Genomic DNA, 18,266 nt, shown 5'->3' on the forward strand with positions numbered 1-18,266 from the left:
TGAAATGTTAACTTGCATCATCAGACGATATTCATCAGACTATTAGGGTGCGCCTCGGTGAGGCGCTACAAATCTCTGACAGATGTGCCCCGTGGTGCCGACATATTGAACGCTCTTGGGGTCCACACTGACCACAAGGAGCACGCCACGCATGTCTGCACCTCGAAGCATTCGCGGGACCATTTCTGCACTACTTGTCTCAGCACTTGTCGCGGGGGTGCAATTCTCGGTGGCGGCGCTGCGTATGCGGAAGAGCTGCCCGCGGATCCCGCGATTGAGCAGGCGCAGGCTGCCGTGGTTTCTGCGTCGGTGGTGGAAGCATCGACCAGCGGGATCACTGTGAAGGTCGATCTTTCGGGCGTAGCGATTCCGGCTGGCAAAGCTGGGGTCTACGCTGCGCTTGTTCCGGCAGGCACCCTAGCGACGATTGGAGACGGATCTTTCCTCCCGGCAGTCGCATTGTCGGGTGGTTCGGGGAGCCTGAGTTACACGATCCCCGCTGCGCTACTCGATCCCAACCAGAGTTATGAGGCTCTGGTCTGGTACGCCCATGGAAACCCCGAGCCGAGTGTCATCGTGTCGCAGGTGCCAGTACCGATCTCGGCCGAGCAATGGAACAGTGTGTTCCCTCAGCCGGTCGCAATCGAAACGTCAACAACGCTGAGCGTGTCAACAACTGACGGAGGCGCGAGCTTCACCTTGAACGCGCAGGTTACGCCTGTGGCTGCGGGCAACGTGGCCTTCGCGACTGCGACTGAGCAGCTTGGAAGTGTACCGGTTGTCGATGGAGTTGCGTCTTTGACTGTCTCGACACTCTCACCGGGTTCTCATTCGATCACGGCGATGTTCACCCCTGAAGACCAAACAGCCTTTACTCCGTCGACCTCTGTGCCAACGGAGGTCACTGTTCCCGAAGTTGAGCAGGGGGTGACGGGTTCTGCTGTCGTGACTGAGGCTTCCGAGACAGGGTTGACGGTGTCGGCTGAGATCAAGGGTGTGGATCCGGCGGCGTACCCGAATGGTGTGCATGTTGGGGTTGTGTTGCGGGGTACGTCGGTGGGGGCTACCCAGAATGATTTCTTGGGTGAGACACAGTCAGTGAAGACGATTCCTGAGTCGGGTGAGTTTGGTGCGAGTGTGCCGATTCCGGCGGCGAGTCTTGATGCTTCGAAGGAGTATGAGGTTGTGGTGTGGCCTCGCCGTTCGAATCCGGTCGAGGCAAATATTGTGAAGGTGATCCCGTTTGACGTGACGACTGATCAGTGGGCGAAGGTGTTCCCTGTCGGGGTGACGGGTTCTGCTGTCGTGACTGAGGCTTCCGAGACAGGGTTGACGGTGTCGGCTGAGATCAAGGGTGTGGATCCGGCGGCGTACCCGAATGGTGTGCATGTTGGGGTTGTGTTGCGGGGTACGTCGGTGGGGGCTACCCAGAATGATTTCTTGGGTGAGACACAGTCAGTGAAGACGATTCCTGAGTCGGGTGAGTTTGGTGCGAGTGTGCCGATTCCGGCGGCGAGTCTTGATGCTTCGAAGGAGTATGAGGTTGTGGTGTGGCCTCGCCGTTCGAATCCGGTCGAGGCAAATATTGTGAAGGTGATCCCGTTTGACGTGACGACTGATCAGTGGGCGAAGGTGTTCCCTGTCGGGGTGACGGGTTCTGCTGTCGTGACTGAGGCTTCCGAGACAGGGTTGACGGTGTCGGCTGAGATCAAGGGTGTGGATCCGGCGGCGTACCCGAATGGTGTGCATGTTGGGGTTGTGTTGCGGGGTACGTCGGTGGGGGCTACCCAGAATGATTTCTTGGGTGAGACACAGTCAGTGAAGACGATTCCTGAGTCGGGTGAGTTTGGTGCGAGTGTGCCGATTCCGGCGGCGAGTCTTGATGCTTCGAAGGAGTATGAGGTTGTGGTGTGGCCTCGCCGTTCGAATCCGGTCGAGGCAAATATTGTGAAGGTGATCCCGTTTGACGTGACGACTGATCAGTGGGCGAAGGTGTTCCCTGTCGGGGTGACGGGTTCTGCTGTCGTGACTGAGGCTTCCGAGACAGGGTTGACGGTGTCGGCTGAGATCAAGGGTGTGGATCCGGCGGCGTACCCGAATGGTGTGCATGTTGGGGTTGTGTTGCGGGGTACGTCGGTGGGGGCTACCCAGAATGATTTCTTGGGTGAGACACAGTCAGTGAAGACGATTCCTGAGTCGGGTGAGTTTGGTGCGAGTGTGCCGATTCCGGCGGCGAGTCTTGATGCTTCGAAGGAGTATGAGGTTGTGGTGTGGCCTCGCCGTTCGAATCCGGTCGAGGCAAATATTGTGAAGGTGATCCCGTTTGACGTGACGACTGATCAGTGGGCGAAGGTGTTCCCGCCCGCGGGCGCAAAAGTCCAGCCAGGGATCTCACATGTAGGTTCAGACGGAATCTCCGTGACCGCAGTGGCTTCTGGAATTACTCTGGAGCCGTCCGACTCTGGCGTGTATATCGCCCTCATCGAGCGCGGCACCGAAGCAGACCTCGACGGGGTAAATATGGGGGTTGTTGCTCAATTCGTGAATCGATCCTCGATCACGGAGGGCAAAGCGACTGTGGTCCTGAACGGCACCGCTGCGAAACTGAATCGGAATCTTGAGTATGAGGTGCTGGTCTGGCGTGCCCACGGTATTGCTTCTCCCGACCGGATCGTGGCCCGTGCTGATGTAGACATCACTGCTGAACAGTGGGACAAGATTTTCGGCGTGGACTTTGTACCTGCTGGCTCAGCTGCAGTCTCCCGTGCTGAAGAGGGAGTGCTGAGTGTCGCGGCGAGCTTGCGTGGGTTTGATCCTGCTCGGTATAACGGCCGACTGCATATCGGCCTGATTCCCGCTGGTACCTCAGCCACGGCGACGAACGCTTCCGTCATTGGAGCCCAGACTGTTGCTTCTGTGCCCTCGAACGGCGTCTTCGTTCAGGAGGTTAGGGCCTCTGCTAGTCAGCTAGATCGCACCAAACAGTACGAGGTGCTTGTTTGGCAGGGCAGTACCGGTCCGGGCGTGGATCACAACGTGTTGACGCTGCCCTTCTCGGTAACCGAGGAGATTTGGGACGCGGTGTTCCCTCCAAAGGTGGAAACGCTTGACGGTAGCTTCGAATGGGGAGTGCGCAAAGATTTCCGTGACTACGTGCGAGGGTCGATCGCGAACGGTTCCATTACCGTAACGAGTCCTGCAACGGGAACTGACCTCTTCCGCTTCCCGCAGATCAAGGGCGGTACCTGGGACTCGAAAACTCAAACCGGTACGGTACAGTTCGCGGGCAACATCAACTTCAAGGGGCACGGTGGAGCGCTGAACTTGAACCTCGCGAACCCGCTCATCGAAGTCAAGGACTCGCGAACTGCGGTGCTTCATGCAGACCAGGGAGGAGAACGGCTCGCAATCGCCACTATTGACCTCTCAAAGGCACAAAGAAGCCAATTGCAGGGTGGCGCGGTGCAGTTCTCGGGTGCGCCTGTAAAGCTCACTCAGGTGGGTGCAGAAACGTTCTTCCAGGAGTATCTATCTGTGAATGACAACATGGACGCCGCGACATTCACGATCGGCGCCGCAGCTGACGTGAAGCCTCCAGTCGTGCCGCCGGCACCTCCGAAACCGCCAGTCCCGCCGGCCCCGCCTGCCCCGATCACGCCGGGCACGGGTGCGCAGTTGGCCGGGTCGCTGACCTGGGGTGTGTCGTCCGGGTTTGCCGAATACACCACCAACCCGAACCGGCCCGCGAAGGGATCCATTTCTACCAACGGTGTGGGCGGCGGCCGCGGCGGCTACGTCTTCCCGCAGGCGGCGGGCGGATCCTGGAACGCGAGCACGCAGACCGGCTCGGTACAGTATTCGGGCGTCGTGACCTTCACCGGACACAAGGGGGCGATGGTCGAGAGCTTCGCGAACCCGGTCATCACGGTGAACGATGCTTCGAGCGGAACTCTGACAGCCGGAGGCCGGACATTCGGCCTGAACCTTGCCGCGGGATCGAAGTCCGTCGGCTCGAATGGTGAAGTGACCTGGAGCGGGGTGCCGGTTTCCGGCATGGTCAGCGGTGCAGGCGGCGGCGGTGGCGGAGAATTCGCCGCTGATCCCGTCAGCTTCACCGTTGGCGCGGTAAGTGGAGTGCGCTACGGATCCACCACGGTGAGTGCGCCCAGCACCAAGCGCACGGCCGCGGCCACCGCTCCCACCACAACAGGCATTCGGGTCATCACCCCGGCAGAAGACATTGTGCCCGGCGGTGAGATCGAGTTTGAGGCCGCTGGTTTCAAAGCGAACGAACGCGATGTGCTCGTGGTGATGTACTCCGAGCCTCGCGTGCTTGATGACGCTGCTGGTGCCAATGCTGCGGGTGTGGTGCGCTGGATCGGCACCCTGCCGGAAGACGTGGAGCTCGGCGAGCACACGATCACCCTGCAGGGCAGCATCGATGCGGGCGCCACTTTCACGGTGCTCGATCCGAAGAAGGCCGAGGCTGACAAGCAGAAGCGGGATTCCGCCGCGTCTGCACCGAAGCTCGACGTCGCCGCGGCGCAGACAGCGGGCATCTCAGAAACCGGTGCCCCTGTTTGGGTATGGTGGGTGGGCGCGGGTGTGCTGCTCGTGATCGCTGCGGCGATGGTGGGCGTGCTCGTCGCGCAACGTCGCAGCGGTATGAAGGATCTTCAGATGTTCGGAATGTCTTGATCCTGACCCGAATGCCCGCCATTTTTCAGGAGACGAACGAGATGCATGCACCTTCCGCACCGGAATCGCCGAAGCGTGCAGGATCCCGCGCCGTGCGTGGCCGAAGCCTGGGTCTTGCCTGCGCGATCGGCTTGGGGGTGCTTGGCTCGCTCGGCGCGCCAGTCTTCCAGTCGGCACCCGCTGCAGAGGCGTCGCCGCTGGTTGCTGAAGGTTCAGGATCGGTGTGCCAGGTCACGAGCGCAGATCTGAGCTGGGGTGTGAAGGAGAGCTTTCGCTCGTACATTAGTGGCAGCATCGCTAACGGTGAGTGGACGGTCGACAATGGTGCAGCCTACGAGACCCCCCACTTCAAGTGGGTGAAAGATTCCGGAGAGATTTCGCCGGATCTTGCCGCGAGCACCCTGAGCTTTGTGGGGGGCGTTCATTTCACCGGTCATGGCGGTGCGCTGCGTATGGACCTCGCAAACCCGACGATCGAGTTTGTGGATACCGAGACGGCCTATCTGCTTCTCGACTTTGGGGCGACGGACACCGCGCTTGAGGGCGCTCCCGTCAGCACACAATTGCGCGCCGCAAAGATCGAGATGGGGCCGAGCCTGCAGGCTCAGGATGACAAGCTGACCCTCACTGATGCGACGGTGCGGCTCACGGCTGAGGGCGCGGCCGCATTCAATGGCGGCTATGGCGACTATGCCTCTGGCGCAGAAATGGATCCGATCTCCCTGACGGCGACCGTCACCGGATGTGAGCTTGGCGAGGTCGTCCCGGATGCGCCGATGCCGGTCGACACCGAGCCTCAAGGCGAGCTCGTGGCTGCCGATCCGCAGCAGGTGCCGTGGTTGCCGATTATTATCGGTGGCGTCGCGATCCTGGTCATCGGTGTGACCGCTGGAATGCTGTTTGCGGGCCGTAAGCGCCCGGCGACGGAGCCGGTCGTGGAGACTCCAACGTCCACCGACTGAGTGATGGCGGATGCGTGACGCCCAATCACGCAGAGCGCCGGGGGTTTTGACCTATAGGCCAACCTTCTCGGGGCTCTCGAATGGTGATGAGTAAAGAAAAGCCCACCCGGCGCAAGCATCGGAGGGACGATCCATGTAGAAAACGAGGGACCTTGTCCTCGTATCTCTCCCAGGGTGCGTCAGAATGGTGTGATGGGGCAACCAGACGAGAAGAGGCCTGCGGGGCGACAAGCAGCGCATACTGAAGCAAGCGGGGGACGACGCAATTGCGGCGGGACCTGGCCGGATCACCAACCCGGAGGTGTCGGAGCTCTTCGCGGCGGTCACCGACGGTCTCACAGGGGTGCTCGAAGTTGTTGAAGAGATATCCCAGGCTGAGGCCAAGACTGGCGTAGTGCCCGAAGACTTGGACTCCGTCAGCCAGGTGTATCTCGACATGTATCATCACGACATGAGCGCTGTCGGCACAGCGTATCGACTGTTTAGAAGGGGTGGCTGTGGTCTGCGTTCCCTGTTTCTTGCGTCCCGTAGTGTTGGAATCTGACGGTGCTGGGTGGGGGTTCACGGTAGTCGCGGCCGGTTGGGCTCGCCCAGTTCAGGGTGCCGTCGGGATCTTGCGTCACGGTCCATCTGCTGCCGTGCTTAAAGGTGTGGTGTCTGCGACAGAGATGAGCCGTATTGGTGTTTGAGGTTTCCCCGCCGAGTGCAGCATCAATCGTGTGGTCGATGTCACACAGGTCGAGTGGGGTGCGGCAGCCGGGGTAGCGACAGTGCTGGTCTCTGGCTCTCAAGAATCTTCGGAGTTCTGCTGAGGGCCGGTACGTGTCGACTTTGATCACCCGCCCTGTGTCGGGGTCGATGGTGACGTCGTCCCAGGTGGGGGCGGTGCTGGCGAGGAACCTTGCGGTGTCGGTATCGATCGGGCCGTGCCCTGCGAGGGATGCGGGAGCGGGACGGGGGTCCTGCGTGGTGTGCGCGTCCGGAGTGTTCCCCGTGCCGGAGTGGTTTGGGGTGAGGCGTGAGCGTGGGGTGAGGCGTGAGCGTGGGGTGATGACCTGGACTCGTGCCCGGATCGCGCCGAGTCCGGTCTCGCCGCTCGCGGCGATCTCGCTGGGGTCTGCGCACAGCAGCATGTCGGTGAAGAGGTCTGCACGGATATGGTCTAGCCCCCGCACCGGCAGCAATTCAGCTTCAGCTTCAGCTTCAGCGTCAGTACCAGTACCAGTACCAGCCCCAGCCCCAGCATCAGGATCAGTTCCGGTGTTGGTGTGGGGGTGTGCGTTGCTTTGCTGCGCGGCGTGTTGCTGCGCGGCGTGTTGTTGGGTGTCGCGCCGGTTCGCGTACTCGGTGAGTTTCACGCGTTTCGCCATCTGGTTGAGACGGTCCTTGATACCGACCGCGATGGGGGTGGAAAGGATCGCGGTGAGTTGCGACATGCCGTCGTCGAGTTCTTGGACATACACGCAGCGGAGCTCGTTCGCGTCCCGGTGTCGTTCATCGATGGGTTTCTCGGTGTATTGTTCCGCGAGTTCACGCAGTAGGGGGCGGAGCCTGCCGATGGTTTCTCGTTCCGCGATGTCTAACGCGATGGTTTCATAGCTGCTGCGTTGGGTGGGGTTGGTGATGTTGGTGCCGCAGTCGATGATGGTCCGGGCGTGGGGGTGAGAGATGCGCCCGGTAAGGAGCGCATCGTGTGTGTTTGGGTAGTCCGTGACGAGGGTGACGGCGTGGTTGATCTTGATGGTCATGGCGCGGTCTGATTCGTGGACGGCGAGGCCGAGTTCCGCGGCGACGGCGCGGTGTGCGAACTCGCCGTGATCCTGCCCGCCGTCTGCGTCTGCGATCCGGTTCGCGATCTGGTGTCCGGCCGCGAGCACGGTCGCTTCGAGGGCGTGGAGGGCGTGGATGCTGGAGCGGAGAGAGACGAGGAGGTCGGTGGTGGCGGAGAGTGCGTCGTAGGGGTCGATCGTGGTGACCGCGTCCACCAGCGCGGCAGCACCGGCAGCACCGGCAGCAGCACCGGCAGCAGCGCCGGTATGGGGCGCTGCGCCTGGCGGGGTGGATGTGGTGGTGAACATGGTTTCATTCAACACGGGACCTCCGACATTCATGGCCGGAAAACCGCAGAAACGGGCCGATCTGAGGAAGATTCTTGAACAAAGAACGAGACGGAATGTTGTGGGGGATCGTGTTTGCCGCGGACCGCGGGGTGTGCATCTGTGGAGAGCGTGGGTTATCCACAAGAGGGGGTGTGTTGACGCGAGGATCCTGCGACTCCTTCGGAGCGCAGGATGACGGTTGGGGTGGCGGCCTCGTCGGGTGAGTGCAGCGAGCGCCGTACTGAGCTTGTCGAAGTATCGAAATCCCGGGGCCTGGGTGATTTCGACTCACTGCGTTCACTCAATCGGCGGTGGGCCGCGCCGCTGCCCGCTACTGCAGGGCCAGACCGCTCTGCCCAGCTTGCGTCTCACAGTTATTGGGGTGCCACCCCAATGCCGGGCCCAGTGAGCGCAGGAGGCACCGTGCTGAAAGAAAGCAGGGGATCTTGATTTCGACTGCGCCTGCAGTTGCACTCAATCGGCGGAGGGGTGGCGGTCTCGCCGGTTGAGCGATGAGCGCAGCGATGAGTCGAAACCCGCGGGGCACTGCGCCGGCGCGGAGCGAGTCGAAACCCGCGTGAGGCTGGGCGGCGGATTACGCAAGGCGGGGGTTTGGAGTTGCGCAAGAGCTGACGTGAGGGCACGCAAAACTCGCCACGTTGTACTGAAGTTTGGGTGAACGTGTCCGTATGGCGTTGACGTCGGGGGAGGCTGGATCGGTTACGCGTCCCATCCACGAGGCGTGAAGAAAGGGCTTGCGGTAACGCGTAGGCTTAGCGATGACCAACGCATTGGCTCTCTGGGGGGAGATTTATGAAGTTTTCAAAAAAACTTTTCGGATTGTGTAAATTTCGTACAGGAAATTCGTCTTGGTTGTGGTGCCTTCTGGCTGTAGAAACTCCGTAGAAACGGAAAGTGCAGATCAGAGGCCGAATCAGAACGCCACTTGATGTCAAGAAACTTGACATCAACAGATACACGAGGGCAGAGATGCGAATACAAGAGCTATTAGCGCGCCACAGAGCAGGACGGACCGAGCAGCGCTCGTCGTTTGCTCGTGTCGTGAAAAGGGGGGTGGCTCTTGCAGCTACCGCAACGCTGGTGGGTGGCGGATCGCTGCTCGCGGTCGCCGCACCAGCCATGGCCGGTACTTCGGTCACCGGGTTGAGCGTGACCGTGACCAGCGATGGCACAGAACCGTTTGATGCCGACGATGCGCCGGGTCACGACTCTGGCGCGAACAACGGGATCGTGCGCGCGCAAGACACGGTCAAGTGGAGCGTTGTCGGTGCGGAAGCTGCCGGCACCGCGGTCTACACGATGACGCTGCCCGCGGGTATGGTGTTTGATGCGTCGTCTGCCGCGGGCACGAGTTGTAACGGCCCGACGGGCGGCAGCATCAACGCTGCAGGTAACGTGTTGAAGTGTGATCGTGTGATGGGTGGCGGCACCGCCTCCCTCAACGTGTCGGCGCGTGTCGGCGCGGTCGCCAACGGCACCGACATCGCCCTCAAGGTCGACGTTGACGGACTGAGCGAAACCTCGGCTCCGGTGAAGGTCTCGGCAACACCGAAGACCGAGATCGCGGTGTACGGGGATACGCCCACAATGGGCGTGGATTTCAATGGTGTGCTTGGTGTGAAACTGCCACAGGGCGTCCATTTGGGTGTGACGAAGGATCCGGCTAACCCGAGTTTCTTCGGGTATGAGGCACTGCAGACACCGTTCACGTTCACTGTTGACGTGCCCACAGGGGCAGTTCCCTACAGTCAGTCGGTTGGGGCCGGAGGCGGAACCATTACCGCATCTCAGCCGGGAGGTGCAGGAACCTCGATCACTTACACGGTTACGGGCGCGAACACGAGCCTACTTAACGCGACTACGCTTTCGGGAATGCCGGCCACCATGGCCGGAAACAACAGATATAGCATCAACGTGTTTGTTCCTTATGTCGCCGGAAACATTAACCCGGGCGAAACGGTGCAACTCCCGATGCATGTGAAAGATTTTGACCCCAATTCCTTGTCGGGTCAGTCAAACTTCGGAACAGAGTACGCGCCCGGTCAAGAGCCCGGAGCAGCGTGCCAAAGCCCCGCCGTAGGCAGCCAGTTGAACTGCAACCGATGGGCGGTTACGCGGTCTGCAGGAGAAGCGCTGGGGGCCACCAGTAATGCTGCGTGGGCAAGTCTTTCTACTTTCATGTTTGGCGATTACTACGGAATGGTTGAACCTCAAGGCAGGTTGAATAAGGCTGCTGTTCCGGGGCAGGCCTTTCTTGCTGCGGCTGGTATCACCAATGGGGGCAGTGCCGAGTCATCTGCTTCCAACGCGTCTGGGTCCATGACCTGGGATCCTGCTCTGCTTCAGTTGACGGGGGCACCGCATCTGCGAATTGCCAACACTTCCGGCGGTGCTGCCTTTTATAATCCAGGGACGGGCACCGAAGTCGACCAGGCTGATTACACACTCGAATACACGAACTACGTGTTCGCGGATGATGCAGACCGTCGGGCGAGGGAATCCTTCTCCGACCCCTCGATTACATGGGTCACCGACCCGTCTGAACTTGCTGGTGGAATCGCATCGGTAACCAGTGTGAGGGTGAAGTATCTGAAACCGCTTGCCCCAAACACCACGATCGGACTCGTCACACCACTGCAGCGCACCCTTTCTTCAGCGGGCCTTCCCACAGGAACGCGCCTCCCCTGGTTCTGGCAGTACGGCTCGACCGGAACTCCGACTGTGAAGTCAAACTACAGCGGAACAGGTTTGTCAGGCGCTGGCGGCAATATCCAAGCCTCTGATGCTCTTGTGCGTGCCGATGTTGCGTGGCAGAAGGTTGAGGGTGAGACGTATGCTGCGGGGAACGCGCAGCGTGGTGACATTGTGAACTTGAAGATCACGCCCGTCGTGATCGGCCCGGTCGGGAACGCGAATACGGTGGCTGCGGGCACGAAGGTGACCGTGACGATGCCGAACGCGTGCCTCGAGCCCGTCGCCGACGTGCTGCCTTCAAATGCGCAGCTCACCCCGGTGTTCCGGGTGCGAACTGTGCCACGGGCACCCCCGCCACGATCGTGTACACCCTCGGTGACCTGAACGCCGCAGGCGGAGACGCTGGCCCTGCACCGTACGAGGGTCATGCGACGTTCTTGAATGCGATCCAGGTTCCGGTGAAGGTGTCGCTTGATACGCCGACCCCGCTGACTGCGCCTGCGACGGTCGTGATCGATTCCCCGTCTGACGGTTCGATCCTGAACTATGCAGGTATTACCTCAAATCCGACGGCGTTGGCTCAGGACAAGACCTACCTCCCGCCGCTCGTGGTGAATGGTGCGGCGGTGTTTAAGTCGCAGAAGCTCGCGTCGACCGCGCCCCCAGGCTTCGTCGGTCCGGGTGAGGAGATGACGTACACGATTTCCTTCGCGAACGCGTCGACACAGAACTATTCCGAGGTCCAGTTTGTAGACATGCTGCCCTTTGATGGTGACGGTCGCGGATCCACCGGGTTTAACGGTTCGAAGCTGTCGTTGACGTCCGTTGCGGCGTCGATGGCTGCCCCGGCCACGAATAACGTGAAGATCGAGTACACGACTGATCCTTCGACTTCGGTGAAGGGTGCGCTGGTGTCGGGCAACGAGAACGGTGCGACCGGGATTTCTTGGTCTGCGACCGCTCCCGCGGATCTGAAGACGGTGACCGCACTCAGGTTCACGGTGCAGGGTGGCGTTCCGATCGGCCAGTCGGGTACGGCAACGGTGAAGGTGTCGGCTCCGTCGCTCGCGCTTGACGGCAACGTGACGAACAATGTGTCGACGTGGTTGATCCCCGAGTCTGGTTCGCCGACGAAGATCGTTGCTGGTGCGTCGAGCCCGCTCAAGTCGTCCGCAGTGAACATCAGCGGCAAGGTGTACCGTGACCTGAACTTCGACGGTTCAGTGTCTGCCGGTGACAGCACCTGGCCTGCAACCACGGCCGGTCTTGAACTCGTGGCTCCTGACGGCACGGTGGTCACGACGACCGATATCGCCGCTGATGGCACGTACCAGTTCCCGCTCGTGGGGGCAGACACCTACCAGGTGCGGCTCAAGACCCCGACGGGTTGGAAGAAGCTCGCCGGTTCCATCGTGACCGAGCCCGGGCAGACATATCAGAGTCCTGCGACGGATGTGTTGTATCAGGAAGAGGTTGCTGACCCGATCCTGGTCGATAAGACCGCCGCAGCAGGCATGACGGCCTCAACCCCGGTGTTGATTGATGTGGCCGCGGGTGACACACTCGCGTATCCGGTGACCGCGGGCAGTATCGCGATGGCCGGGACTACGGCAGCGAACACCATTGCGGTGGAGTCGCAGCCCACACACGGTACCGCTCAGGTACAGCTTGCTACGTCGGGTCTGTCAAAGATCCAGTACACCGCCCCTGCTACCTGGCCTGCCGAGTATGCGGACCAGGCATCGTTTGTGGATTCCTTCACGTATTCGTGGACGAACGTGCTCGGTGTGAAGAAGACCGCGACGGTTGAGGTGACGGTGTACAAGCCGATCACGGTGACTATTGCGGCTGAGGATGCGTCACAGACGATCGGTGAGAAAGCGACCGCGACGTATACGCCGACCCTGACGACCGATAGTGGCTTGAAGTCCGCCACGGTGACCACCGCCCCCGGAAAGGGGGAGGTGACGGTGAATCAGACCACGGGCGTGGTGACGTTCAACGCTGCTGGCGGGACGGAAGCAACACCTGGCACCTACACCTTCACGGTGTCGTATACGGATAACGTCGGGCAGGTGACGACGCAGGAATACACGGCGATCGTGTTGGCGAAACCGACCGCGACCGGGAACTCTGCGACCGTGGGGCTGGGTGTGACACACACCTTCCCGAAGAATGTCACTCCTGCCGGGCTTGCGTCTGCGGGTGTGATGGGTGGCACGAACGCGGACATGGCGTCGATTGATGCGAATGGTGACATTGAGTTCGCAGGGTCTGCGTCTGCTGGCACCTACTCGTTCACCGTGACGTATACGGATGCGGTGGGCCAGTTCGCAACTGCCGCGTATTCGGTGACGGTGCAGGGCGAGCTCATGATTGATGTGAAGTCGTCGATGACGATTGGTGAGGGTGGTACGGCCACGTTTACCCCGATCATTGATGATGTGGCGAACCTGAAGTCAGCGACGGCATCCGCGATATCGCCTGCGGGTGGCACGGTGACGGTTGATCAGGCCACGGGTGAGGTGGTGTTCGAAGCGGGTACTGCTGATCCGGGCACGTATACCTTCGATGTCACGTATATTGATGATCTTGATCAGGAGACCACGGTCACGTATACGGTAACGGTCCAGGCCGCACCGGTTGCCAAGGGTGATATCGAGCAGACCGTCGAGTACGGTACGCAGAGTGTGTCGGTCGACATTCTCGGTGCCGTGAAGGGAACCGCGCTGCAGCCCCTCACTGATGCGAGCTTCACGCAGCCGACAAGCGGCGTCGTGAGCCTGGGCGAGAACGGGATGCTGGTCTACACGCCAGAGCCCGGGTTCGTGGGTACCGTGTCGTTCGCGACGACCGTGGTGGATGATCTCGGTCAGTCCGTGGTCGTGAACACCACGATCACCGTGCTGCCGGCACCCCCGACCGACACCGGTGACGGTGACGGGAACGCGGTTGTCGACGGCGGAAAGAGCGGCCTCAACATTGGTGGCCTCTCTGTCACCGGTGGCACGATCGGGCTGAGCGCCGCCATCGCGGCCGTGCTGCTCGGGCTTGGAGCCGGGATCCTGATCCTGCGCCGCAAGCGCCGCGAAGTTGAAGAGGCGTAGATAGCCTCGCACAGATAAGCCACCCCGCGGTGTTCGTTGTTCCCCCAACGGCCACCGCGGGGTTCTGTGCGTTGCTGGGTTCGCCGGTTGAGCGAGCGAAGCGAGTCGAAACCAAGCCCAGCTCAACCGGCGGGCCGGCGGAGCGTGGCACTCAACCGGCGGAGCAATGCGGGTTAAGCTGAAGCAAGTAAGAGGATCTTGGCATGACAACCTCGACAGGAAATAACATGGGGGAAAAGCGCGTCAAAACTGGCGTGCTCGGACACAACGACGCCCAGCTCATCGCTGACTTCCGAAACAACGTCAGCGGATCAGACGAACGGCTCTACACGACCTACCGCGAAGATGCTCTCGTCGCGGCGCGCGCAGCGGCGCCCGACCACGACACCGCTGAAGACTTCGTTGCAGAAGCCTTCACCCGCGTGTTCGACCTCATGCGGCGCGGCAAAGGCCCCACCGACAGCTTCCGCTACTACCTCCGCGCCGCGATCCGCAGCATTGCCCTCGACTGGTATCGATCCCGCGCCAAGAACGTCACCATTTCAGACTTCGAACAGTTTGACCCGATCCTCGCCGAAAACACCAGCCACAACCAGAAGCAATACGAAGAAATCGATCTCGACACCGACGGTGAAGTCGTAGCGGCCTACAAAAGCTTGCCCGAGCGCTCGCGTTCCGTGCTCTTCTACAAGGCCGTCGAAGATCGCAGCAACGCCGAAATCGCGGAACTCATGGGGCTCAGCCTCAACACCGTCGCCGTCACCTATCATCGCGCCAAAGACGGACTCCGCAAGGGATACCTCACAGAGATCGCGAAAGAACGAAGCAGTGGCGGTGACCCGGAATGCCAAAGCTACGCCAGTGAACTCGCAAACCTCGCCCTCGATGACATCCCGCCCACCAAACTCCGCAAGCTGCGGCGCCACATGGCGCACTGCCAGCGCTGCAAAGAGAATGCCGGCGAACTCGAGTTTCTCGCCAAACGCTTCGACAAGAAGTCGCTGTCGCTCGCAATCGCGGGAGTTGCCGGCAGCGTCGCCCTACCCGGCCTCGGCACCGCGACCCGCTCCGCCGCCCTCGTTGCGCTCCTCACCAGCTCACCATTCGTCGCTGCGGGGATCGTCGCGCTCATCGTTCTCGCGATCGCCACACCGTTTGCGGTGCAGGCCGCGCAGGGAGACGGATCTGAGTCCGAGGTGATCGAGATCCGCGACACTGGCAACGCCGCGGGCGGGGCCTGCCGGGTCGAATTCACGCTCAACTCCGCCCGTGCCGGGCGGGCCACCCTCACCACCAGCTCCACCGGCGGGCAGGAGTGCCGGATGCAGGCCTGGCTCGATGGAGATCAGATCGTGGCACCCTTTGACATCACTAGCTCGCAGGTCACCGTGATTTCGCGCTCGGGTGCGCTGCGGGTCGAGCTCAGCTCCGGGGAGGAACGGGAGACGCGGACGTTCACGATCCCGAAGTGAGGCGCTGCGCCCCACCGGCGGTGGTGCCTGCGGTCGCGAGTTACTTGCGGAGGGGGAGCACGATGCCGGCGCCCGTCACCGGGTGCGGCACGATCTCGACGGGCGTGCGGTAGACATCGCTGACGATCTCGGCCGTGAGTACGTTCTCAGGCGTGTCACATGCCAAAATTGCACCCTCCCGCAGCAGTGCAATGCGATCCGCATACGCCGACGCCAGGTTCAAGTCGTGCAGCACGATCAGTACGGCGTCTCCGGCCCTGGCACGATCCCGCGCGAGCGTCAGCACCGACTCCTGGTGCCCAAGATCCAAGGCCGCCGTCGGCTCGTCAAGCATCAGCACGCCGGTGCGCCCCGCCATGACACGCGCAAACGCCACCCGTGCGCGTTCGCCGCCCGAGAGCGAGGGCACCCGCCGATTGCCGAGGTGCGCAATGTCGGCGGTCTCGATGGCTTCGGAGATCGCCTCGTTGTCAGCATCTTCCGCTGCGGTGCGCCGCCACGGTGCTCGCCCCATCTCAACAACCTGGTGCACCGTAAATGGGAAGAGCAGCTGATTGTCTTGCAACAGCACGCTGCGGCGCCGAGAAAGATCCAAGAGCGACCATTCCGAAATCTTGCGGTCGCCAAAGGTGACAACACCGGAGTCGGGGGCGACATCGCCGGAGAGGAGACTCAGAAGGGTAGATTTCCCAGCTCCGTTGGGGCCGAGGAGCGCCAGGACCTCGCCGGCCTTCAGCTCGAGCGAAACAGAATCGAGGATCCTGCGCCCGCTCCGTGACAGCGTGACCGTGTCGGCCGCGCAGACTGTATCGCCGGGCGTGGGCAGGCTCGGAAGTGCGATGTGACGGGCCGCCATCATCCCCACCCCCCGGAACGCTTGCGGGTGCGACGCAGCAGCCAGAAGAAGAACGGCCCACCCACAAGAGCGGTGAGCATGCCAATCGGCATGTCAGCCATCGGCACGATCGTGCGCGCGCCAAGATCCGCGAGGGTCAGCAGCAGCGCCCCGCCGAGCGCAGAAGCCGTGACGAGGGGAAGATGCGCCGGACCCAGAATCATCCGCATCAGGTGCGGGATCACAAGACCGACGAACGCGATGATGCCGGCAAACGCGACCGCAGCGCCCGTGAGGAGCGCCACGATAAAGATCATGCCGATCCTGAGCAATTCGACGTTTACGCCCAGATGCCTTGCGTTGCGCTCCCCGAGCGCGAGCAAGTCGAGCCTGCGCGCTGCGAAGTATGCAACACAGAGGCCGATCGCGATCACGGGAGCGACAATCATCACCTGTGACCAGCGGCTGCCCGCGAGGCTGCCGAGCTGCCAGAACACGATCTGCTCGCGCGACTGAGTATCGCCGAGGAAGGTGAGGAGCGCGATGGCGGCTCCGGCGATCGCGTTCACGGCGATACCGGTGAGCACCAGCGTCACGACCTCGGTTTTTCCCTCGGCCCGGCTCATGCCGTACACCACAAGGGTCGCGGCGAGGCCCGCGATAAACGCGAAGACCGCCGTCGTCCACTCGCCAAACACGGTGAGACCGAAGACGATGGCGAGCCCAGCCCCGACCGCGGCGCCGGAGGAAATACCGATCACGCCAGGTTCAGCGAGCGGGTTGCCGAAAATGGCCTGCATGATGAGACCCGCAACCGCAAGGCCCGCCCCACCAGCGCGGCCATTGCAACACGCGGAAAACGAATCGCCCACAGCGTCTGATCGCCTGCCGGGTGCGAGGGCAGCGGCAGCCAGTCGAGCCCGATCCGGTGCAGCAGCGACCCCAGCACCTCCTGCGGCGGGATCCCGAGCTGCCCCGTCCCCGCGGACACAAGAAGGGACGCCAGCAACGCAACCGCGAGCGCCACAAAGAGTACTGTCTTCGTGGCCGTGCGGCGTGAGCTGGTGGCCGAGGGGGATGGTTTCATGCGCGTAAGACGACTGCTTTCTATGCCGCGAGACGGACGGAGATGGGTCGCCCCACAGAGGCAAGCGTTCGTCCAGCAATTATCCTACCTGCATTGGATTAGGCTAGTCCTGTAGATCGTCTGATGAACGAGAAGGTGAATATGCTCTGGTCACGAACGCGCGCCGCGGCAGTGTTGGCAACGGTGGCGCTTCTCGGGTTGACCGGATGCCAAACGGGATCCGCGTATTCATCCCCTCGGAAGCGGAGAAGGCCATCGAGCTGCCCCCGCTCAGCGAATTGACGCCGCTTGAGGATCCCACTGCGTACGAGGGACCGACCACCGCGCAGATCGGGGGACCGAGCATCCCGCCGCCCGCGAAAGCCCCGGAGGCCAAGCTCCCCGCAACGGTCGTATCGCGAGACAAGTCGGGCGACACCGAGATCACGGTGAACGACAACTCCCGTGTGCTCGCGCTTTCCCTCAGCGGAACCCTCGCCGAGATGGTGTACGCCCTCGGGCTGAGCGACAACTTCGTTGGGCGCGACGTGTCGACCAACGTTCCCGGCACCGAAGACCTCCCCATCATCACCCGGGACGGTCACTCGATCGACGCGGAAGCCGTGCTCGCGCTCAACCCGAGCGTCATCATCACGGACGGCAGCATCGGGCCGGTCGACGTGGTGCTGCAGCTGCGCGACGCCGGGATCCCGGTGGTCACCGTCGATCGCGCCGTCGATCCCGAATCGAGCTATCGGACCGTGCAGCAGGTAGCCGACGCCCTGGGGGTGAGCGACGCAGCCCCGGCAGTCATTTCGGACCTGCAAGAAGCGATTGCCGCCAAAGAGGCCGAGGTGCAGGGGCTGTTGCCAGCGGATCCCGCGAGGCTGCCTCGCGTCGCGTTTCTGTACGTGCGTGGCACCGCCGGCATCTACTATCTCTTCGGAGAGGGCAGCGGCGCCGACAGCCTGATTAGCTCGCTCGGCGCGGTTGACGTCGCCGGCGAGGTTGGCTGGCGGGGTGAGAAACCCATGACAGAAGAAGCACTGATCGCGATGGATCCCGACGTCATTCTCGTCATGACCAAGGGGTTGAAGAGCGCGGGAGGCGTTGACGGCCTGATCGCGGCGCAGCCGAGTATTGCGCTCACGAAAGCGGGGGAGCATCGGCGCATCATTGATGTTGACGACACCCTGATCTTCGCGGGCGGCACGCGGATCCCCGATGTGATCGACGGTCTCGCGCGTGCAATTTACGCACCCGACTCGCTCAAGTCCGAGAAATAGCACTGACTCTCGCCGGTGTCATAGGC

General features: G+C 62.0%; 8 protein-coding genes and 1 pseudogene. 6 read left to right on the forward strand and 3 right to left on the reverse strand.

The genetic code is table 11. The annotated features are described in order from the left end of the window. Positions 1-57: 57 nt before the first annotated feature. Positions 58-4,698 (forward strand): HtaA domain-containing protein, encoded by a 4,641-nt coding sequence (locus G7067_RS04870; RefSeq protein ID WP_166322404.1) that lies wholly within the window; start codon positions 58-60, stop codon positions 4,696-4,698. An 11-nt stretch (positions 4,699-4,709) separates the two neighbouring features. Beyond that, positions 4,710-5,660 (forward strand): HtaA domain-containing protein, encoded by a 951-nt coding sequence (locus tag G7067_RS04875; protein WP_244301269.1) that lies wholly within the window; start codon positions 4,710-4,712, stop codon positions 5,658-5,660. Positions 5,661-6,142: 482 nt separating this feature from the next. Here the strand turns inward: G7067_RS04875 and G7067_RS04880 are convergent, their stop codons facing one another. Next, on the reverse strand, positions 6,143-7,738 hold the full coding sequence (locus tag G7067_RS04880; RefSeq protein ID WP_166322406.1) for an HNH endonuclease: 1,596 nt from the start codon (positions 7,736-7,738) through the stop codon (positions 6,143-6,145). 1,095 nt (positions 7,739-8,833) lie between these two features. Between G7067_RS04880 and G7067_RS04885 the strand changes: the two genes are divergently transcribed. From G7067_RS04885 to G7067_RS04895, 3 genes are all read left to right on the forward strand, one after another. After that, positions 8,834-10,858, forward strand: a complete 2,025-nt coding sequence (locus tag G7067_RS04885) for a hypothetical protein (protein WP_166322408.1) — start codon at positions 8,834-8,836, stop codon at positions 10,856-10,858. Further along, positions 10,741-13,581: an Ig-like domain-containing protein gene (locus G7067_RS04890; protein ID WP_166322410.1), complete on the forward strand. Its 2,841-nt coding sequence runs from the start codon at positions 10,741-10,743 to the stop codon at positions 13,579-13,581. Before G7067_RS04885 ends, G7067_RS04890 begins: the two co-directional genes overlap by 118 nt. 203 nt (positions 13,582-13,784) lie before the next feature. Continuing rightward, positions 13,785-15,053, forward strand: coding sequence for an RNA polymerase sigma factor (locus G7067_RS04895; protein ID WP_166322412.1), 1,269 nt, complete (start codon positions 13,785-13,787; stop codon positions 15,051-15,053). 40 nt (positions 15,054-15,093) lie between these two features. Here the strand turns inward: G7067_RS04895 and G7067_RS04900 are convergent, their stop codons facing one another. Both G7067_RS04900 and G7067_RS04905 read right to left on the reverse strand, forming a co-directional pair. Next, complete coding sequence (locus tag G7067_RS04900) at positions 15,094-15,912, reverse strand: heme ABC transporter ATP-binding protein (RefSeq protein WP_166322414.1); 819 nt, start codon at positions 15,910-15,912, stop codon at positions 15,094-15,096. Next, a pseudogene (locus tag G7067_RS04905) lies at positions 15,909-16,975 on the reverse strand (FecCD family ABC transporter permease). Before G7067_RS04905 ends, G7067_RS04900 begins: the two are co-directional and overlap by 4 nt. A 206-nt stretch (positions 16,976-17,181) precedes the next feature. Here G7067_RS04905 and G7067_RS04910 point away from each other — a divergent pair. Further along, on the forward strand, positions 17,182-18,240 hold the full coding sequence (locus G7067_RS04910; RefSeq protein WP_205881205.1) for a heme/hemin ABC transporter substrate-binding protein: 1,059 nt from the start codon (positions 17,182-17,184) through the stop codon (positions 18,238-18,240). The last annotated feature ends 26 nt before the right edge of the window (positions 18,241-18,266 follow it).

Origin of the sequence: Leucobacter insecticola (genome assembly GCF_011382965.1) — a bacterium.
Taxonomy (GTDB): Bacteria; Actinomycetota; Actinomycetes; order Actinomycetales; family Microbacteriaceae; genus Leucobacter; species Leucobacter insecticola.